The organism is Gammaproteobacteria bacterium, from assembly GCA_013003425.1.
Classification (GTDB): domain Bacteria; phylum Pseudomonadota; class Gammaproteobacteria; order Steroidobacterales; family JABDKV01; genus JABDJB01.
Genome location: JABDJB010000093.1, coordinates 20,530 through 39,898 on the forward strand (window position 1 = coordinate 20,530; position 19,369 = coordinate 39,898).

At 61.2% G+C, this 19,369-nt stretch carries 18 protein-coding genes; 16 read left to right on the forward strand and 2 right to left on the reverse strand.

The annotated features are described in order from the left end of the window. Positions 1-39 precede the first annotated feature (39 nt). From HKN06_12795 to HKN06_12855, 13 genes are all read left to right on the forward strand, one after another. Entirely contained in the window at positions 40-567 is a 528-nt protein-coding gene (locus HKN06_12795) for an adenine phosphoribosyltransferase (GenBank protein NNF62187.1), read from the forward strand. Next, a complete protein-coding gene (locus HKN06_12800) occupies positions 567-1,271 on the forward strand; it encodes a hypothetical protein (GenBank protein NNF62188.1) in 705 nt (234 codons plus the stop codon). Before HKN06_12795 ends, HKN06_12800 begins: the two co-directional genes overlap by 1 nt. Next, entirely contained in the window at positions 1,268-3,796 is a 2,529-nt protein-coding gene (locus HKN06_12805) for an MMPL family transporter (protein ID NNF62189.1), read from the forward strand. The genes HKN06_12800 and HKN06_12805 overlap by 4 nt, the downstream gene beginning before the upstream one ends. Next, positions 3,793-4,779 carry an NAD-dependent epimerase/dehydratase family protein gene (locus HKN06_12810; protein NNF62190.1) on the forward strand — a complete coding sequence of 329 codons (987 nt, stop codon included), beginning with the start codon at positions 3,793-3,795 and terminating at the stop codon, positions 4,777-4,779. The genes HKN06_12805 and HKN06_12810 overlap by 4 nt, the downstream gene beginning before the upstream one ends. Beyond that, positions 4,749-5,753 (forward strand): diphosphomevalonate decarboxylase, encoded by a 1,005-nt coding sequence (mvaD, locus tag HKN06_12815; protein ID NNF62191.1) that lies wholly within the window; start codon positions 4,749-4,751, stop codon positions 5,751-5,753. Before HKN06_12810 ends, mvaD begins: the two co-directional genes overlap by 31 nt. Then, positions 5,746-6,717 carry a hypothetical protein gene (locus HKN06_12820; protein ID NNF62192.1) on the forward strand — a complete coding sequence of 324 codons (972 nt, stop codon included), beginning with the start codon at positions 5,746-5,748 and terminating at the stop codon, positions 6,715-6,717. The genes mvaD and HKN06_12820 overlap by 8 nt, the downstream gene beginning before the upstream one ends. Positions 6,718-6,777: 60 nt before the next feature. Then, entirely contained in the window at positions 6,778-7,869 is a 1,092-nt protein-coding gene (locus HKN06_12825; GenBank protein NNF62193.1) for a squalene/phytoene synthase family protein, read from the forward strand. 97 nt (positions 7,870-7,966) lie between these two features. Next, complete coding sequence (locus HKN06_12830; GenBank protein ID NNF62194.1) at positions 7,967-10,219, forward strand: hydroxymethylglutaryl-CoA reductase, degradative; 2,253 nt, start codon at positions 7,967-7,969, stop codon at positions 10,217-10,219. After that, positions 10,182-10,802, forward strand: coding sequence for an isopentenyl-diphosphate Delta-isomerase (idi, locus tag HKN06_12835; GenBank protein NNF62195.1), 621 nt, complete (start codon positions 10,182-10,184; stop codon positions 10,800-10,802). Before HKN06_12830 ends, idi begins: the two co-directional genes overlap by 38 nt. After that, positions 10,799-11,911: an adenosyl-hopene transferase HpnH gene (gene hpnH / locus HKN06_12840; protein NNF62196.1), complete on the forward strand. Its 1,113-nt coding sequence runs from the start codon at positions 10,799-10,801 to the stop codon at positions 11,909-11,911. Before idi ends, hpnH begins: the two co-directional genes overlap by 4 nt. Before the next feature lie 113 nt (positions 11,912-12,024). Beyond that, complete coding sequence (locus tag HKN06_12845; protein NNF62197.1) at positions 12,025-12,603, forward strand: transporter; 579 nt, start codon at positions 12,025-12,027, stop codon at positions 12,601-12,603. A gap of 59 nt (positions 12,604-12,662) precedes the next feature. Beyond that, the gene (locus HKN06_12850) at positions 12,663-13,706 is read left to right on the forward strand and encodes a hypothetical protein (GenBank protein NNF62198.1); all 1,044 of its coding nucleotides are present in this window, start codon (positions 12,663-12,665) and stop codon (positions 13,704-13,706) included. A 20-nt stretch (positions 13,707-13,726) separates the two neighbouring features. Further along, positions 13,727-14,998 carry an MFS transporter gene (locus tag HKN06_12855; GenBank protein NNF62199.1) on the forward strand — a complete coding sequence of 424 codons (1,272 nt, stop codon included), beginning with the start codon at positions 13,727-13,729 and terminating at the stop codon, positions 14,996-14,998. Here HKN06_12855 and HKN06_12860 read toward each other — a convergent pair. Continuing rightward, positions 14,978-15,340: a hypothetical protein gene (locus HKN06_12860; GenBank protein ID NNF62200.1), complete on the reverse strand. Its 363-nt coding sequence runs from the start codon at positions 15,338-15,340 to the stop codon at positions 14,978-14,980. The genes HKN06_12855 and HKN06_12860 overlap by 21 nt on opposite strands. Before the next feature lie 118 nt (positions 15,341-15,458). Beyond that, a complete protein-coding gene (locus HKN06_12865; GenBank protein NNF62201.1) occupies positions 15,459-15,635 on the reverse strand; it encodes a hypothetical protein in 177 nt (58 codons plus the stop codon). A gap of 275 nt (positions 15,636-15,910) precedes the next feature. Here HKN06_12865 and HKN06_12870 point away from each other — a divergent pair, with 275 nt between their 5' ends. Genes HKN06_12870 through HKN06_12880 form a run of 3 tightly spaced genes read left to right on the forward strand, consistent with a single transcriptional unit; the run spans position 15,911 to position 19,368 of the window. After that, entirely contained in the window at positions 15,911-18,268 is a 2,358-nt protein-coding gene (locus HKN06_12870; protein ID NNF62202.1) for an AsmA family protein, read from the forward strand. Then, on the forward strand, positions 18,258-18,830 hold the full coding sequence (locus HKN06_12875) for a hypothetical protein (GenBank protein NNF62203.1): 573 nt from the start codon (positions 18,258-18,260) through the stop codon (positions 18,828-18,830). Before HKN06_12870 ends, HKN06_12875 begins: the two co-directional genes overlap by 11 nt. After that, on the forward strand, positions 18,817-19,368 hold the full coding sequence (locus HKN06_12880; protein ID NNF62204.1) for a hypothetical protein: 552 nt from the start codon (positions 18,817-18,819) through the stop codon (positions 19,366-19,368). The genes HKN06_12875 and HKN06_12880 overlap by 14 nt, the downstream gene beginning before the upstream one ends. The last annotated feature ends 1 nt before the right edge of the window (position 19,369 follow it).

Here is a 19,369-nt window from a genome sequence, read left to right on the forward strand (position 1 = left end):
TTAGGGTGAGGCGATGCCCAGTTTAGCCGGATTGCAGCAATGACTCTCGAGCAACTGCGGGAGCTTATTCGTGACGTTCCCGATTTCCCCAGGGCCGGCGTTATTTTCAAGGACATCACTCCGTTACTGGCGCATGCACCGGCTTTTCGCCGTACGGTCGATATGCTGCGCGAGCGGCTCGAATCACATCCGATCGACTGCCTGCTGGCCATTGAATCGCGTGGGTTCATTTTTGCCGCCCCGGTTGCCGCCAGCATGGGCCTGCCGCTGCAGCTGATTCGCAAGCCCGGCAAGCTGCCGCACCAGACCGTCAGCGTCAGTTATGAGCTGGAGTACGGCAGCGATGCGCTGGAAATGCATGTCGACGCCATCGATAAGGGCAAACGCTGTGCCATCATTGATGACGTTATCGCGACCGGCGGCTCGGCAGAAGCGGCAGCGAAGCTGGTAGCCGAAAACGGCGGCGACCTGGTCTGTTGTGCCTTCGTCATCGAACTTGCGTTTCTTGCCGGGCGTAACAGGCTCGACGGTTATCAGGTCGAAAGCCTGATTCGCTACGACGGCTGATGCACCTGGTGGGCATAGTTGCTGCGATGCCGCTGGAGGCACGCGCGCTGCGTTCCGGCCTGCCGCGCAACACCGTTGCCGACCTGGGGCAATCCTGTGCCGTTCATGTCTGCGGTATTGGCGCGCACAACGCCCGGCGCGCGGCGGATGCTCTATTACAGGCCGGGGCGCGCGCCCTGGTCAGCTGGGGAACGGCAGGAGGGCTGGTTGCCGGGCTGGCTTCAGGAACAGTCGTCGTGCCAGCTGCAATTGTCGGTATCGATCGTGCGTGGGAAACCGATGCTCGCTGGCGCACCGGTCTGGTGGCGGCGCTGGGTTCGTTACTTCCCGTCAGTGATGCGCCCGTCTATTCGGGTGGGCTGCTTATCGACACGGAGCAGGCGAAGCAGGAACTGGCAACAGACAGCGGCGCCGTGGCAGTGGATATGGAGTCTGCCGCCATCGCCGCTGCCGCTGAAGCCGCCGGGATTCCCTTTATCTGTGTCCGGGTGGTTGCCGACCCGGTGTCTGCCGCGGTGCCCGATGCGCTGAAAACAGCGATTGATGACAAGGGCTTTATCAGCACGCGACGACTGCTGCGCGCTCTGGCCATGCAGCCGGGCGACCTGCTGCCGATGCTGCACCTGGGGCAACAGTTTCGCCGTGCCGCCAGCAGCTTGCGGCAGGTAGCCGCGACAGTCGGCCCCAGGCTGCGGGCGCCGTGAACCCGCAACTTTCGCACGGACCGATTGCGCGCGTCGTGCGGGCGTGGGTCAGCCTGGTGGTGCGCTTTGCCTGGGCTGTCGTCATCAGTTCGGTGGTGCTGCTTGTGTCTCTGGGCTGGTATGCCGGTACTCATCTCGGGATCGATACCAGCACCGCAGACATGATTGCCGAGCGTCTGCCATGGCGCCAGGCGTTTCGCGAATACCGGGAGCTGTTCCCGCAACTCGATCACACCCTGCTTGCGGTCATCGATGCGCCGGATGCCGATCATGCCGACGATGCCCGCGATGCATTGTACGGCGCGGCGCTTGCGCGACCCGACCTTTTCAGTGAGGTTTTTGCACCCGGCAGCGACGTTTTCTTTCGCCGCAATGCGCTGCTGTATCTCGAACAACACGAACTGGAAGATTTGTCTGACCGCTTATCGCAGGTGCAGCCGTTCCTGGCGCGGCTCGCGCGGGATCCGACAGCAGCCGGCCTGTTCAATACGCTTGGGAATGCACTGACAATTGACGGGCCGGAAATAGACGTCACACCGTTGCTTGGCGACATCGCTGACGTAGTGGAGTCAGTCAGCGCGGGCCAGCCAGAACCGCTGTCGTGGCAGGCGCTGATGGCGGGGCCGGACAATGCCGCGTCAAGGCGAAGTGTCGTGATACTGCGTCCACGGCTGGATTTTTCCCAGCTGCAGCCGGCGCACGAGGCCATCGCAATGGTCCGTGCGCAGCAGCAGGTAATTTCAACTGCATTACCCGGGGACATAAGCATCCGCCTGACCGGGCCGGTGGCTCTGGAATACGAGGAACTGGCCAGCGTCAGTAAAGGCACACGAAACGCCGGGCTGCTGGCACTGCTAACCGTGCTGATAATTCTCTACGCCGGTTTGCGGTCCACCGGGATGGTGTTCGCAGTGCTGACTACGCTGATCGGCGGGCTGTTGGCAACAGCAGCTTTTGCAGCCGCAGCCGTCGGCGCGCTGAACCTGATCTCGATAGCCTTTGCCGTGCTGTACGTCGGCCTGGGGGTCGACTTTGCCATTCACTATTGCCTGCGCTATCGCGAGGCGTGCGGTAACGGTGCCGACCGGCAGACTGCATTGATCGAAAGCTCTGGCGATGTGGGAACTTCGCTCGTGCTATGCGCGCTCACCACATCGATCGGGTTCTTTGCGTTTTTCCCGACGACCTTTCGTGGCGTTTCCGAACTGGGAATTATTTCGGGCATCGGGATGTATATCAGCCTGCTGCTATCGCTGACACTGTTGCCGGCGTTGTTGCGTGTCCTGCCTTCGCCGGCCGCCGGGAAGTCGGGCAGCGGTGCAGTTGCCGTGATCGAAAACCTGAGTCGCAAACGCTGGTTATTGCCGGTGGCTGCGCTGGCGTCCGCGGCGGCGGTGGCAACGCTGCCGTTGATGACTTTCGACAGCGACCCGCTGAACCTGCGTGATCCGGCCAGCGAATCAGTGGCAACCTTTCGCGAATTGCTGGATGACCCGTTGTACTCGCCACGCACGTTGTCGCTGGTGGCGGTCGATGCCGAAGTGGCACAAGGCATCCGGCAGCAGGCGATGCGGCTGTCCGCGGTGACGCAGGTCAGGTCGATCGACGATTTCGTGCCTGGCAGGCAGCCACAGAAGCTGCAGGTTATCGAAGACATTGCCTGGCTGGTCGGGCCGGACCTGCAGCCAGTTGCTGTCAGTCATGCAGATGATGGCCGCACCCGGGCCGCTATCGGGCGCCTGATGCAGGCGCTGGCCGGGCGCGACGGGCCGGCGCAGCGATTGCGTGAAGCGCTGGCGCAGGTCGATGTGCAGCAGTTTCCCGTGCTCGATGCGATGCTGACCGGTTCGTTGCCACGGCGCTTACAGGCGCTGGATGATGGCCTTGCCGCGGAGCGTGTCAGCCTGGAAACGCTGCCGGAGCAGCTGCGCGAGCGCTGGGTTAGCGCGGATGGCCGTCAACGTATCGAACTGCGCAGCGACCGGCCACCGGCAGAATTTGTTAAAGCCGTGCGCACGGTGTTGCCACAGGCAACAGGGTTGCCGGTGGTGCAGCTGGAGGCCGGCAGCGCAGTAGTTGGCGCGTTCAGGCAGGCCTTTGCTACCGCGCTAGTAGTCATCGGCGTGATCCTGTTCATGTTGCTGCGCGACTGGCGCCAGGTGCTGGCTGTGTTGCTGCCGATGCTGGCAGCAGCTGCGTTTACCGTGGCGGCTATGGCGGGGGCCGGCCAGTCGTTTAACTTCGCCAACGTAATCGCCCTGCCGCTGTTGCTCGGAGTTGGTGTCGATAACGGTATACACATGGTTCATCGCTGGCGCAGCACCGGCGTAAACCTGTTGCGCAGCAGCACCACGCGGGCCATCCTGTTCAGCGCGCTGACGACCATCGCCAGTTTCGGTAATCTCGCCTTTTCAACACATCCCGGCAGCGCCAGTATGGGTAAAGTCCTCGCGACAGGCATGCTCTTTACGACTGTGAGCACCATAGTGCTGATCCCGGCCCTGCTGCACAGGTTACGGCGATGAATTCGCTGGTCACCGGCGCCACGGGTTTCATTGGTTCGGCAGTGGCACGTGCGCTGTTGACGGCAGGTCATCGCGTGCGGGTGATGATCCGTGCGACAAGTGACCGGCGCAATATCGACGGGCTGGACGTGGAAATAGTCGAGGCAGACCTGCTCGACCCGGATTCATTGCTGCACGCGGTGGTCGGGATGGATTATGTTTTCCATGTTGCTGCTGATTACCGTCTGTGGGTGCCGGACCCGGAGCAGCTTTACCGCATCAATGTAACCGGCACGCGGGCGTTGCTCGAGGCGGCGCGGCTGGCCGATGTGCAACGCGTGGTGTTTACCAGCAGCGTTGCGACGCTGGGATTGAACGCGGACGGCACGCCGGCGGACGAATCCACGCCGGTTTCCATCGATGACATGATCGGCCACTACAAGCGTTCAAAATTTCTCGGCGAAGAGCTGGCGCTGGAAGCGGCAGCAGCGGGGCTTGATGTAGTTATCGTCAACCCGTCCGCGCCGGTCGGGCCGCGTGATATCAAGCCAACCCCCACCGGCCAGATGATCATCGATGCGGCATCGGGCCGCATGCCGGTCTACGTCAATACCGGGCTGAATATCGTGCACGTCGACGACGTGGCCCATGGCCACCTGCTGGCAGCATCGGCGGGGTTGTCCGGCCGACGCTACATACTTGGCTGTGAGAACATGAGCCTGGCAGACATTATCGGCACCGTGGCGAAAATGGCAGGCAAAAGATCACCGAGGTTCAGGATTCCGGTCGCCGCCGTAATGCCGGTGGCCTATGTGGCCGAGGGTATTGCGCGGCTGACCGGTCGCGCGCCGGCGGTGACGGTCGACGGTGTCAGGCTGGCGCGCAAGCACATGTATTTTTCCAGCCAGCGCGCAGCGGATGAGCTGGGCTACCAGCCACGGCCGGCGCTGGATGCGTTGCGCGACGCGGTCGAGTGGTTCCGGCTGAACGGGTACCTGCATTGAGCCAGGCAACCGCACGTGCGCATCCCAACATCGCCCTGGTCAAGTACTGGGGCAAGCGTGATGTCGATCTGAACCTGCCGGCAGTCGGCTCGATCTCGGTCACCCTGGACAGCCTTTGCACAACGACGACCGTGCGCTTCGATGCCGGGCTCGATCAGGATGAATTCCGGCTCGATGGTGTGTGTGACGATGCAGCAACGAAACGCGTGTCGGCCTGTCTTGACCTGTTGCGCGGTCTGGCTGGCAATACCATGCGGGCAGAAATTTCCAGCACAAACAATTTTCCAACGGCAGCCGGGCTGGCATCGTCGGCATCGGGTTTTGCCGCTCTGGTTACGGCCGCTGCCGCTGCGCTGGGGCTGGAGCTGCGACGGGAAAAATTATCGGAGTTGGCACGACGTGGATCGGGATCTGCGGCGCGCTCACTGTTTGGCGGTTTTGTCGAGCTGCATCATGGCGATCAGGCCGACGGCAGCGACTGTGTCGCCGAGCCCCTGCTCGATGCGGGCGACTGGCCATTGGCGGTTACCGTCGGTGTAATCTCGCGGGCCGCCAAGGGGACAGGTTCGACCGACGGCATGGAGCTGACCCGTCACACCTCTCCTTATTACAGGCAATGGGTGGACGGGCAGGCCGGGGACCTGGCCGCGGCACGCACAGCCATCGAGCAGCGGGATTTTGCCCGGCTGGCCGATATCAGTGAATACAGCTGCCTGAAGATGCACGCGCTGGCGCTGGCGGCGCAGCCAGGTCTGCTCTACTGGCATCCGGCCACGGTGGCCGGCATCCACCGCGTTCGCGAGCTGCGCCGCAAGGGCCATGCGGTGTTTTTCACCATCGACGCCGGGCCGCAATTGAAAGTCATATCGCTGCCCGACGAAGTCGACACGGTAAGCTCAGCGTTGCGCGACCTCGACGGTGTCGTCGACGTGTTGCATACCGGCCTGGGTGCGGGGGCACAGGTTATTGACTGAAACGGTTGCCAGTGCGCCCGGCAAGCTGATACTGCTCGGCGAGTACGCCGTGTTGGAAGGCGCCCCTGCCGTTGTGCTGGCAGTAGACCGTCATGCACGCGTTACGGTAAAGCACGGCGTCAGTCGTAACCGGATCGATGCGCCGCAGGCCGGCGCCACGGATATCGGTTTCAAAGTAACTGAAAATGGCACCGAGTTTGCCACGGCAGATCCGGCGCTGAGCGAACGGCTTGCGCTGGTGGGTACCGTGCTGGCAGCCGCGCGCCCCGCGTCTTCGCTGCATATTGTTACTGACACATCGGATTTTTATGACCACGGCGCAAAGATGGGTTTTGGCTCCAGCGCGGCACTGACCGTGGCGGCTTATGCAGCTCTGACGGCAAGGCGTCCGTCACTTGACCGCGTCGTGGAGCTGCATCGCGCTGCGCAGCACGGTCGCGGCAGTGGTTGCGATGTTGCTGCGAGCCTCAATGGCGGGGTGCAGGCTTACCGTATTCGTGATGCGGTCGAGACGATGGCGCTGCAATTGCCCGCCGACCTGCACTGGCGGTGTGTCTGGACAGGCAAGTCTGCCTCGACAACCAGCTTCATCCGCGGACTGGAGCAGGCCGAGCATCGCCGCGCGGCGATGGCAGCCCTGACCGACAGCGCGCGCGCGCGGGTGGCGGAGCTCGGTGATACTGCGCAGTCCTGGGTGCATGCGATACAGGAGTTCACGATTGATCTGCAGCATTTTGCACGGCAAACGGCGCTCCCGGTATTCGCTGGCGGGCATGAAGAGCTGATGGCCATCGGCGCCAGAGTTGGCGTGGTCTACAAGCCCAGCGGCGCGGGCGGCGGGGATATTGGCGTGGCGCTGAGCACGGACGGCGCGGCGATGGCCGCGTTCTCGGCCGCGCTGGACGGTGCCGGTGCACGTTTGCTGGACCCGGGCCTGGACCGGAACGGGCTGACGCTGGGCTGACTTCAGCTATCATTATCCCGAGCGCGCCGAACGGTGCGAACACGATGAACCGGACAGAACATGAACGAACCCCAGCCAGCCCTGCAGCCTGACCCGCCTGCCGCCCCCGTTTCGGGAGCCGACGTGGCGCTGCAGGACGAGCTGCTGCCCGGCGTGTCACGCACCTTTGCACTTACCATTCCGCAGCTGCCTGAAAAGCTGCGGGTACCGGTCACCAATGCCTATTTGCTGTGCCGCATTGCCGACACCATCGAGGATGAGCCGGCGCTGAGCCCGCAGCAGAAGCGTCACTTTCACGCTCGCTTTGTCGCCGCCATGCGTGGTGACGAATCGGCATCGCAATTTGCCGGCGAGCTCCATCCGTTGCTGTCAGCCGCAACCATTGACGCTGAGCGCGAACTTATCCTGCACTCGCCACAGGTGTTGCACACAACACGCGCATTGCCGCCGCGCCAGCGTGCGGCGCTGGAACGCTGCGTCGCGATCATGTGCGAGGGAATGCCGCAATTCCAGCACGAGCAAAAGCAGGATGGTCTCGCCAGTCTGCGCGAGATGGAACGCTATTGTTACTTTGTTGCCGGCGTGGTTGGCGAAATGCTTACCGAGTTGTTCTGTGACTACTCGGACGACATCGAGCTGCGGCGCGAAGAGTTGATGAGCCTGGCGGTCGCATTCGGCCAGGGCCTGCAGATGACAAACATACTCAAGGACATCTGGGAAGATCGTGACCGCAATGCCTGCTGGTTGCCGCGTGATGTGTTCGACGAGGCCGGTGTCGACATCAGCGACATGGATGACGCCGAAGCCGGTTCATTCGGCGAGGCAATAAACGAGCTCATCGGTGTCGCTCACGGTTGCCTGCGCAACGCACTGCAATATACCCAGCTGATTCCGTCGGCGGAGACCGGTATACGCCGATTCTGCCTGTGGGCTATCGGTATGGCCGTTCTCACGCTTCGAAAGATTCATCGCAATCCGGGCTTCAGTGCAGGGCAGGAGGTAAAAATCTCGCGCCGGGCGGTCAGGACGACTATATTGACCACGAACCTGGCGGTTCGCAGCAACGCCGCACTGAATATGGCCTTTGATCTGGCGGCCCGGGGCCTGCCGCTGGCCGATCGGGAGCGCTACGAGGCACTGACCGGCGGCTGATCTATCCTGCGCCGGATGCATCGGCGCCCACGAATCGCCATAATAGCCGGCTGTTCCTGCTGCCGCCGGCAGCAACAAGGTCTGTCGAGGAGGCGATATGCAGACATCGCGGATTCCCCGCTTTTACAAGATGTCCGTCCCGGAAAGGGTGCGGGCAGTGCGTGACGTCGGGGTGCTCAATCGCGAGGACTATCGCGCGCTCTCCAGTGGCGACCACCTGCTGACGGTCAACCGTGCCGACAAGATGATCGAGAATGTCATCGGTGTCATGGGGTTGCCGGTCGGGCTGGGCCTTAACTTTGTCATCAACGGCAAGGAATACGTCGTGCCGCTGGTGGTCGAGGAACCGTCCATCGTCGCCGCGCTGAGCTCAGCGGCCAAGCTGGTCCGGCAATCCGGTGGTTTTGAGGTCGAGAGCACCGATCCGATACTGATCGGGCAGATCCAGGTAGTCGACCTGCAGCATCCGGCACGTGCCCGCCAGGCACTGCTCGACAACAAGCAGGAAATACTAAACCTCGCCAACAGCCTGCACCCGAACATGGTTGCGCGTGGCGGCGGCGCCAAGGATATGGAAGTTGTCATCCATGCCGGCGCCAGCGAGCAGCTCGGCGACATGGTGGTCGCGCATCTGCTGGTCGATACCCGCGATGCGATGGGCGCCAACCTGGTCAACACCATGTGCGAGGGCGTTGCCTCGCTGGTGGAAAAAATTACTGGCGGTCAGGTGTTCCTGCGCATTCTGTCCAACCTTGCCGATCGTTCGCTGGTAAAAGGCTATTGCAGCATTCCGGTCGAAAATCTCAGCGGCAAGGGTTTTGACGGCGAACAGGTGCGTGACGGCATCATCCTGGCCAGCGAATTTGCTGCTGCCGACCCTTACCGTGCAGCAACACATAATAAAGGTGTCATGAACGGTATCGATGCAGTGGCGCTGGCAACCGGCAATGACTGGCGCGCGATCGAGGCCGGGGCACATGCCTACGCTGCGCGCGGCACGCATTACGCATCGTTGTCTCGCTGGAGTCGCGGCGAAGATGGCGCCTTGCTGGGGCAGATCGAAATTCCTCTGAAGGTCGGCATTGTTGGCGGGCCGCTGGAATCCAATCCCACGGTGGCGATGAACATGCGCATGCTCAACGTGCAGGGTGCACGCGAACTTGCCGAGGTAATGGGCGCAGTTGGCCTGGCACAGAACTTCTCGGCCCTGCGCGCGCTGGCAACAGAAGGAATTCAGGCCGGACACATGACGCTGCATGCACGCAGCGTGGCCACCGCGGCCGGTGCTCCACCTGAAGCCTTCGACACCGTGGTCGAGCGGCTGATCGAAAGCGGCACCATCAAGATATGGAAGGCCCGCGAGCTGGTCGACCAGGTTGCGAACCAATCGATCCCGGGTGACAACTCCGGTTTTCAGCAGGTCGAGGCGAAAGACGCCAAGGCCGGCAACGGCAAGATAATCTTTCTTGGCGAACATTCGGTGGTTTATGGCCGCCACGCCATCGCCGCACCGGTCGAGTTGGCAGTGCAGGCGCGGGTGCATGATTGCGACGATGGTGTGCACCTGGTGGTGCCGCGCTGGGGCGTGGAATATCGCATGCACCAGGAAGCTGACAAGCGTCGCTCATTCGAAAAGCCGGCCGGTCTTATCCTCGACAAACTGGGGCTCAGCGGCCAGGCAATGCGTATCGAGGTATATCCCAACGTTCCGCGGGCGATGGGGCTGGGTGGTTCCGCTGCAACGGCGGTAGCGATTATTCGTGCGCTGGACGATCATTTCTCGCTTGGCCTGGACGAAAATGAAGTGAACCGGCTGGCCTACGAGAGTGAAAAAGTTGCTCACGGCATCCCGTCGGGTATCGACAACACCGTCGCCACCTTTGGCAAGACACTATTGTTTCGTCGCGGCGATCCGCCGCTCACGCAGGAATTGAACCTGCCGCACAAGATACCGGTCGTAATAGCCATGAGCGGTGTCGAGAGCCTGACTGCAAAAATGGTCGCGCGTGTGCGTGCGGCATGGGAGAACAATCAGAGTCTCTACGAGCGGATATTCGACGAGATCGATGCGCTGACGCTGCAGGCCGTTGATGCACTGAACAATAACGACATCCAGCAGCTGGGCGAACTGATGAATATCAACCAGGGCTTGCTCAACGCCTTGCAGGTTTCATGCTGGGAGCTCGAAGAGCTGATACAGATTGCGCGCGAAAACGGCGCTTCCGGCGCCAAGCTGACCGGCGGCGGTGGCGGTGGCTCGATTATTGCGGTTTGCCCGGACGACCCGCAGCGCGTTGTGAAGGCAATCCGCGATGCCGGTTACCAGGCGATGGAGGTCGAGATTGGCTGACAGTACTGCAGCAGGCGGTTCTGCAGTCGTATCCAGCGAAGGTGAGCGGCTGATCCTGGTCGACTCGCAGGACAACGAAATCGGTTTCGAGACCAAGGGTGCCGTCCATGACGGCGCCGGTCAGCTGCATCGCGCCTTTTCCCTGTTTATCTTCAATCGTCACGGCGAACTGCTGGTACAGCAGCGCAGCAAGGAGAAACGGTTGTGGCCATTGTTCTGGTCAAACAGCTGTTGCAGCCATCCGCGCGAAGGCGAGGAGATGGACGATGCCATCCACCGCCGTCTGCGCGAGGAGCTGGGGATGAAAAGCGAACTCAAATTCCTGTTTCGCTTTCGCTATCACGCCCAGTTTGGCGAGCTTGGTGCCGAGCATGAGTTTTGCTGGGTTTACATCGGTCGCAGCGACGATGAAGTTATCGTCAACGATAACGAAGTTGCCGATTGGCACTGGACCAATATTGATGCGCTGAACCAGCATATGGGCGAAGAGCCGGAAGCGTTCACACCATGGTTTCGCATGGAGTGGGAGCGGATCAGTAATGAGTTCGGCCATGAACTGGAGGCCATCACCAGCGAGCTATGAGCATCCCGGTTAAACAGCAGTGGATGGTTGGCAGCTACCTGCTGAAACAGAAGCTGAAAGGGAACAAACGCTTTCCGCTGGTGCTGATGCTCGAACCGCTGTTCCAGTGCAACCTCGCCTGTGCCGGCTGCGGCAAGATCGATTACGACAAAGACATTTTGCAGCAGCGGGTCTCGGTTGCAGATGCGCTGCGCGCCGTTGACGAGTGTGGCGCACCGGTGGTTTCAGTCGCCGGTGGCGAACCACTGATTCACAAGGACCTGCCGCAGATTATTAATGGCATCATCGAGCGCAGGAAGTTCGTTTATCTGTGTACCAACGCCATTCTGCTGCGCAAGAAAATTGACGACTATCAGCCGTCGCCGTTCCTGACTTTTTCTATCCACCTGGATGGTAACCGCAAGCGCCACGACGAGTCGGTGTGCCAGGTCGGCGTATTCGACAAGGCGGTGCTGGCTATTGATGAAGCAAGGCAGCGTGGTTTTCGTATCAACGTCAACTGCACACTGTTCAACGACGAAGATCCGCAGGATGTCGCTGAGTTTTTTGACCACGTCATGGCGATGGGCGTAGAAGGCGTGACGGTGTCACCGGGATACAGCTACCAGCATGCGCCGCGGCAGGATGTGTTTTTACAGCGTCGCAACAGCAAAGAGCTGTTTCGCGAGATTTTCCGTCGCGGCAAAGGCCGCAAATGGCGCCTGAACCACTCCAGCCTGTTCAAGGATTTTCTTGCCGGCAACCAGGCCTATCAGTGCACGCCGTGGAGCAATCCCACCTACAACGTGTTCGGCTGGCAAAAACCATGCTACCTGCTGGTCGATGAAGGCTACGCCGACAGCTACGAAAAACTGATGGCTGAAACCGACTGGGACGCTTACGGTACCGGTAACCACCCGAAATGCGACAACTGCATGGCGCACTGTGGCTACGAAGGCACCGCGGTCAATGACACCTTCGCGCATCCGCTCAAGGCGCTGAAGGCGGCACTGTTCGGACCACGCACCGAGGGCCCGATGGCGCCCGAGCTGCCGATCAACTACACCTCGCGGCCGGTTCCCGCCACCGCCATCCCGCTCGACAGCATCGGCGGCCGCGGCCGGGACTGAACCGCAGGATGGGGACAGTACATGTATATGCATACATGTACTGTCCCCTCAGCTGAACCTCTGCCGGAATGACAACTCCAACGGAAAGGCCAGTCACTGGATGGCATTACACAATGCAAAGATTGTTGTCGTTGATTCTCCTGGTGCTGCCGCTGGTGGCGCAGGCCGGGCCGCGTGACACTGTTGCGGGCCTGCAGCTGGCGCTGCTGGAGTTTGCGCAAAGCGAGGTTGCCGGTTTTGAAGACCGCTACACTGCGCTGCGACCGGTGGTCGAATCAACTCATGACCTCGATTACATTGCGCGCCTGACGCTGGGACGGTACTGGCGCGATCTCGCGGCGGAGCAACGCACCCGGTTTATTGACCGGTTTCGCCAGCTGGCGATCAGCAGTTACGCGGCTCGCTTTCCGCAGTTTGCCGGCGAGAAGTTTGAATTCGTCAGCGAGGCGCAGCAGCCACGTGGCGTGTTCATGGTGCGCACCCGGCTGCACCGGCCGAGCGGCGAGAGCATCGATTTTGACTACCTGTTACGCGAGACTGCCGACGGCTGGCGTATCGTCAACATCATGGTCGACGGCGTCAGCGACCTGGCACTGAAGCGCGCAGAGTATGCCGGCGTGCTGCGCAACGGCAGCGCAGATGACCTGCTGCAACTGCTCGACGAGCAGTTGACCCGGCTGCGCAGCGGCTGACCCGGTTCGACTCTTGTCCTCAGGTACACTGCCCGCATTCCCGGGTGGTGCAGGCTTACATGCAGATTTACCGGTTGCTGCAAATACCCTTGCTCGCGTTGCTGTGCACTTCGTGCATCAGCCACGTGCGTCATCCCTATACAGGCGGTGACCACCCCGGCCAGTTAGCGGTTCATGCTGCGCCGCCCGGGCCGTTCATGCACACGCGTACAGCGGTGGATGTACAGCGCGTCGCAGAACAGCCCCGTCGCCATTACACGATAGAGCGCGTCAGCTTCAGCGCCACCGGCACAACCGGCCAGGCAGATAACGGTATCAGTGGACTGCTGTACAGCGGTACAGACAGTGATCCGCGTCCGGTGGTGATCGTGCTGCCGGTGTGGGGCATCAGCGAGTACCCGTCGAACAAGTTCACCCGCGATATGCTGCGAAGCGCACGCGGGGCAGTCGATGTATTCGTAGTTGACGGGCAGCAGTATCTGATTGACTGGCAGGCCCTGGCGGCAGCACAGACTGAACCGGAATTTGTACGCCTGGCGCACGACAGTGGCGCACGTATCCAGGACATGGTGATTGACGTGCGCCGCATGGTGGACTGGCTGAGCAGCGAGCCGCAGATCGATGCAACCAGGATCGGCGTCATCGGCTTTAGCCTGAGCGCGGTGGTCGCGGCACTGGCACTGCAGCACGAGCCACGTTTTGCCGCCGGCGCGGTCGTAATGGGTGGCTCGGATCCCGCCGGTATTTTTGCCTACTGCCAGGGTAATCCGGGGATGGTGCGGGCTACGGCGATGCAGCGTTTCGGCTGGACGCAGGAACGGTACAGGGAGGTTTTTGAGGCGGCGCTGGCCGGGGGTGATTCGCGCAACTATGGCGGGCGTATCGCTGACCCGGCCCGGCTGTTGTTTATCGAGTCGGCGTACGATGACTGCATGAGCCAGGAGTCACGTGACGGTCTGTGGGAAGCGTTGGGCCGCCCCGAGCGCATCAGTTTCCGCTTTTCGCATCGCAAGGCGTTTTACGCAATGTCCCCGCTGGGCTTCAACGTGCTTGGCCGTTACGCCACGGGTTTTTTCCTGCGCACCTTCGAGCTTGAAGAATGAAAGTGACGGTCTGACACGCTATGGCCGATAGCACGTCACCGCTGCGTCGCGCGTTGACCATGCTGGCACTGGTAATTGCCGGCGAGGCAGTGTTCGCGCTGCCGTTTCATGTTGCGCGTTTCTTCCGCCCGACGATGCTTGAGGTGTTCCAGCTCAGCGCAACGCAGCTTGGTGCGGCACAGGGCGTTTACGGCATCTTTGCGATGCTGGCCTATTTTCCGGGCGGGCCGCTGGCCGACCGCTTCCCCGCTCGCAAGCTGCTGGCCGTTTCGCTGTGGCTGACCGCTGCCGGCGGGTTGTACCTGGCAACGTTTCCCGGCTACCGCGGCGCTGTCTTTATCTGGGGATTTTTCGGCGTTTCCACCATCCTGTTTTTCTGGGCCGCGATGATCCGCGCCTGTCGCGACTGGGGTCGCGCGGACCAGCAGGGCCGGGCTTTTGGGCTGCTCGAAGCCGGGCGTGGCGCACTTGCTGCGCTGCTGGCAACGCTTGGCGTCGGGCTTTTCGCAATGACATTTCCGGATGGCTATGCAGCAGCAAGCTTTGCCGACAAACGCGAGGCCTTGCGGCTGATTATCTATGGCTACACGGTCGTTACCGCTACGGCTGGCGTGCTGGCGTGGTTTGCGATAAATGACGGGACAAGTGAGGTACGCCGTGAACCGGTCAGGCATGGCATACGACACGTTCTGCAAATGCGTGCGGTGTGGCTGCAGGCCGTAATCATTTTCTGTGCCTATGTCGGGTACAAGGGGTTCGACAACTACACGCTGTTTGCGGTGCAGGGCTACGGGCTCGATGAGGTGCAGGCGGCAGGTATTGCCGCTATCGGGGCGTGGACCCGGCCGATTGCCGCGCTGGGCGCGGGGCTTCTTGGCGATCGTTTTGGAAATTCCCGGACAATTTTCCTGCTGTTCGCGCTGCTGCTGGCGTCCTACCTGTTTTTTGCCGTGACCACCCCGGTGCCGGGCGCGGCCCACGTCATGCTGGGCAATACGCTGGTTACCTGTATCGCGATGTTTGGCTTTCGTGGCCTTTATTTCGCGCTGTTCCAGGAAAGTAGTGTGCCAGTCGCTGTTACGGGCACCGCAGCAGGTTTTGTATCAGTCGTTGGGTTTACGCCGGATATTTTTGTCACGCTGGTAGCCGGAGTGCTGGTGGATGCCTCGCCGGGTCTTGCCGGGCATCAGCACTTTTTCTATTTCCTGTCCGTCTTCGCGGCTGTCGGGATGCTGGCAAGCCTGTTGCTGCTGCGCTTCAACGCGACCGCGTCACGGCAGCCTCTCGAGTAGCACCCGCGTTGCAGCCGTTGCTTCGCGACATCCGGCAATGGTGCCCGGCAACTTCCGCCGTTGCGCCGCAGGGATGGCCTGGCCCTCGCGATGGGCTATGGCCAACTCATTCAACGGTTCGCAGGCGGCCAGCATGGCGCGGTCAGCCTCGCTCAGTGCATCGCTCAGCGGGTCCTGCGGGTCCAGCCCGGGCAGCGCCAGCATGAGTTCACTGCTGACCTGGTTGTGCTGACGAAACACTGTCTCGGCATCGGCGCGCAGTGCAGCCACTGAGCCGTAGCCGTGCAGGCAGCCGGTCAGGGCGACAAACATCAGTGTCAGCGGGGTACGAAACGCGTTCATGCCGGGGCCCTCGGGTTAACCGACGGTAGCGAATCAGAACGGGTTTTGGAACGGGGGTGGGGAGGGGAGTGCTAAGAGAAGCTGGGCGGCAGCCAGGGAGCACCCAGGCGCCGCATTACTAGCTGGCCGGGTCCCAGTCTTCCTTCACGCGCTGGCACCAGGTCTTGTAGGCATCCAGGTTGTTGACAGGCAGCCGGGACGGGTCGCGGTCGACCGTGTTCTCGTCGTCGTCCGCGCCATTGCTGCGCTCGGACACGTCGTGGCCGTTCAGCCGATCCGTCTCAATGATAGACAAGTTGACTCTCCCAAAAATCTAACGCCTCGAACAATACTTCCTAACCAGTACAATCGCAGTTAACTGGTTCACATTGCTGAAGATTTTGGCTTTTTTCCTTAATCTGGCGGAAAAAATAATTGACGATAATTCATGTATTTTGGGAGCAAATACGATTATGTTGAGTCGAATAAATCCGGCGCCGGCAATAACATGTGCCGGCGACAGGCAATCATTCAGGCGCGTGCTGCCATTATTACTACACAGCAGGCGTGCCCTCGCGGTAGACAGGAACTGTGACCAGGATCATAAAATTTCTCATGTGGGGCGCCGGCGCGCTTCTCATTATTTTCGTGCTGGCTGTGGCCGGTTTTGCATTTTTGTTCGACCCCAATGCGCTGCGTGATGACATTACGCGCATTGTCGAGAAGCAGACCGGGCGGCAGCTGGCGATTGAGGGCGACCTTTCGCTGAGCTACTTTCCATGGCTCGGGTTCGAGGCCGGAAGCACCACGTTGTCCAATGCACCTGGTTTCGACGAGCCGGTCATGGCCAGCTTCGAGTCGGCCAGCGCCAGCGTAAAACTGCTGCCATTGCTGCAGCGGCGCGTGGAGCTCAGCAAGGTCACGCTGGATGGCGTAGACCTGAAGCTGGCGGTCAATGCCGAGGGTGTCAGCAACTGGGACGACCTGGCCGCACTGCAGGGCGAGGATACCGGCGACGACCCGGATTCGGACGGGACCGGATTTTCAACGCAGGGCGTCGGTGGAATCGAGCTTAATGAGGCGCGGATCAGTTATGCCGATGCCACGACCGGCGACAGCTACCTTATAAAAGACCTGGAGCTGCAGACCGGGCCGCTGGTGCCCGGCACCGCGTTCGAGCTTGCCGCACGCGGCGATATTGAGGCCGGCAGCCTGGAAATCGCCGGGCCGGTCAGCTTGTCCGGACAGGTGCAGATTGATGACGACGGCACTTTGCGGATAACAACCCCGGTTATGACCCTGGCAGCAACCGGCGCGGGTGTGCCCGGTGACCAGCTTGCAGTGACGCTCGAGGCGCCGGCGCTCGTTTTGGGCGAGACAACGCTGGAACTGGAGGCACCGGTGCTGGCGATGACCGGTACCGGTGGCGGCGATCCGTGGTCGCGTATGGAAGGCACGCTCGGCGCAGCATCGCTGACACTGGAAGATTTTGAACGCTTCGACGCGCCCACCGTGACATTCAAAGGCACCATCGAGTCGCCGGACCTGCCGGTCGAGCAACTCGAAGCCGCGATGAGCGGGCAGCAGCTGCAGGGCTCGCTGGAACACGGTGCGGCAGCTATTGATGTGGTCCAGGCGCAATTGCTCGGCCTGTCCCTGTCGAGCCGCAAGGTGAAGGTCAGCAATATCTACGAAGATATCGTTATCGAGGCCCCGATCGACGTTAAGCAGTTCGTGCCGATCGATCTGTTGCGCAAGCTCGGTTTCACTGACGTCGTCACGGCCGACCCCGACGCGCTCAAATCAAGCAGCTTCACCGCCAACGCACGCTATGGTCCGGACTCGATGGGTGTGAAAAACCTGAAGGGAATGGTCGATGGAACGGCAGTCAGCGGTTCGGTACGCATGATGACGTCGGGTGAGGTGCGCTTTGATATCACTGCCGACGCGGTCAATCTCGACCGCTACCGGGCACCGGCCGAAGAGGCTGACGCCGATGGTGGGGCTGTCGCGATTGCCGACATTGAAATTCCGGCCGAGGCGCTGCGCGAGCTGGCGCTCGAAGGCACGCTCAACATCGGCAGCATGGAACTGGTCGGGTTGAAAACTGCCGACGTGACCTTGGGTATCCGGGCTGCTGGTGGAGACGTGCGCGTCAAGCCGGCCAGGGCAGCCCTGTATGGCGGCAGCTACGTTGGAGACATACGTCTCGATGCCCGCAATGCAGTGCCGGTGCTGTCACTCAACGAGAGTCTCGAAAATGTCCAGTTCGGCCCGTTTGCAAAGGATTTGCTTGGCGACACCAAATTGAGCGGCAAGGTAGACGGGCGCATTACCGTCAGCGCCCAAGGGCGTACCTCGCACGAGTTAACCAGTAGTGCTAACGGCGATGCTGTATTCAAGTTCACTGACGGCGCTTACGAAGGCACCGACATCTGGCACCGGGTGCGTAGTGCCAGGGCGGTCATCAAGGGCACGCCGGCGCCGGCAGAAGCGGCCGGCGATCGCACCCGGTTTGCCGACCTGAGCGGCAGCGCGACGATCAGCAACGGCGTGCTCACCAGCAAGGACCTCAGCATGGTGCTTCCGTTCATGAAAGTGCGCGGCGAGGGCAGTATGGTGCTGCTCACCCAGGAAGTGGATTTTCGCCTCAAGGGCGACATTGTCGACCGCCCGGAGCTCGATGCTGACGTCAATGACCTGGTCGGTGTTACCGTGCCGATAAAAATGACCGGCACGATAAGCGAGCCCAGCATCGGCGTCGATATGAAAGCCGTGCTGGCGGAGCTGGCGAAGAAAAAGCTGCTCGACCGGATCGGGCTGGGCGGAAAATCCGCGGCGGATGCCGGAGGCGAAGCAGGCGCGGAAGCAGAAGAGCCGAAAGACGTCAAGGAAGAGCTCGAAGACAAGTTGAAAGACAAGCTGAAGGGAATTTTTGGTGGTGGTTAGGGCCTGCCTGTTTCTATTTTGCCTGGTCCCCCTGGCAGGTTTTGCCGCGGAGCTGCGCTTTGTCGATGTCGCGCGCGAGAAAGGCCATATCAAGGTGGCGTCAGAAACTTATATTGACGCGCCACCGGCAGCGGTGTTCCGGATCCTGGCAGACTACGAAGGCTTTCAGCGCATATCAAAAGTATTCGAAGAGACCCGCTACCTGGAGCGTGATGAGCAGGGCAATGGCGTCGTCTACTCGCGCGCGGCCGGCTGTGTTTTGTTCTTTTGCAAGACCATCGAACGTGTGGAAACGCTGACCATCACGCCGAGCGAGGAAATCGTTGCAGTGGCGATTCCGGAACAAAGCGACGTGGATTTCAGCGTAGCCCGCTGGCAGTTTGAACCGGAAGGTGAGGGCACCCGTCTGCTGTACGGTGTCGATTTCAAGCCGGACTTCTGGGTGCCGCCGCTGCTCGGGCCAATGATTATCAGGGCCAAGCTGCGTAGCCGCGGCAGCGAGGCGGCGGTACGCATCGAGCGGCTGGCCAATGCGCTGCAGATTCACCGTGTATCGCCTTAGCCTGATACTGATACTCGTACCACTCGCAGCGCTTGCCGGCAGGATCGATTACGTGTCAGTCACGCGTGACGGGCCGCGGTACGTACTGGAAGGCGAAGCCTTCGTAGCTGCGCAACCTGCTGCAGTGTACGCCGCGATCACCGACTACAATTCTCTCGACAAGCTCGATAAGGGTATCGCCGAGAGCCGGTTGCTCGAGCGCATCGACGACAATATCGCACTGGTTTATACGCGGCTGACCGGCTGCGTGATTGTATTTTGTCGCAAGGTGGAACGGGTCGAGCGTGTCGAAGAAGTATCGGATACCGAGGTGCAGTCGGTGGTCGTGCCCCAGGAACAGGCCGATATTGCTTACGAGCGATCATCCTGGCGCCTTTCCGCCGAGGCGGATGGCACGCGTATCAAATACCGCACCGAAATAGAACCGGATTTCTGGATACCGGCCTTTATCGGTCCTGCAGTTTTGCGTGGCGTGCTGAAGCGCCGCGTCAGCCGCACGCTGGGTAATCTCGAGCAGGCAGCAAAGAACTACCAATGAA

Excerpts from the sequence above, each read along its gene's own strand:
- idi (NNF62195.1), top strand. The coding sequence starts at position 10,182 with ATGCCGGTTACCAGGCGATGGAGGTCGAGATTGGCTGACAGTACTGCA.
- HKN06_12810 (NNF62190.1), top strand. The coding sequence starts at position 3,793 with ATGAATTCGCTGGTCACCGGCGCCACGGGTTTCATTGGTTCGGCAGTG.
- HKN06_12825 (NNF62193.1), top strand. The coding sequence starts at position 6,778 with ATGAACGAACCCCAGCCAGCCCTGCAGCCTGACCCGCCTGCCGCCCCC.
- HKN06_12850 (NNF62198.1), top strand. The coding sequence starts at position 12,663 with ATGCAGATTTACCGGTTGCTGCAAATACCCTTGCTCGCGTTGCTGTGC.
- hpnH (NNF62196.1), top strand. The coding sequence starts at position 10,799 with ATGAGCATCCCGGTTAAACAGCAGTGGATGGTTGGCAGCTACCTGCTG.
- HKN06_12800 (NNF62188.1), top strand. The coding sequence starts at position 567 with ATGCACCTGGTGGGCATAGTTGCTGCGATGCCGCTGGAGGCACGCGCG.
- HKN06_12845 (NNF62197.1), top strand. The coding sequence starts at position 12,025 with ATGCAAAGATTGTTGTCGTTGATTCTCCTGGTGCTGCCGCTGGTGGCG.
- HKN06_12860 (NNF62200.1), bottom strand. The coding sequence starts at position 15,340 with ATGAACGCGTTTCGTACCCCGCTGACACTGATGTTTGTCGCCCTGACC.
- HKN06_12795 (NNF62187.1), top strand. The coding sequence starts at position 40 with ATGACTCTCGAGCAACTGCGGGAGCTTATTCGTGACGTTCCCGATTTC.
- HKN06_12855 (NNF62199.1), top strand. The coding sequence starts at position 13,727 with ATGGCCGATAGCACGTCACCGCTGCGTCGCGCGTTGACCATGCTGGCA.
- HKN06_12830 (NNF62194.1), top strand. The coding sequence starts at position 7,967 with ATGCAGACATCGCGGATTCCCCGCTTTTACAAGATGTCCGTCCCGGAA.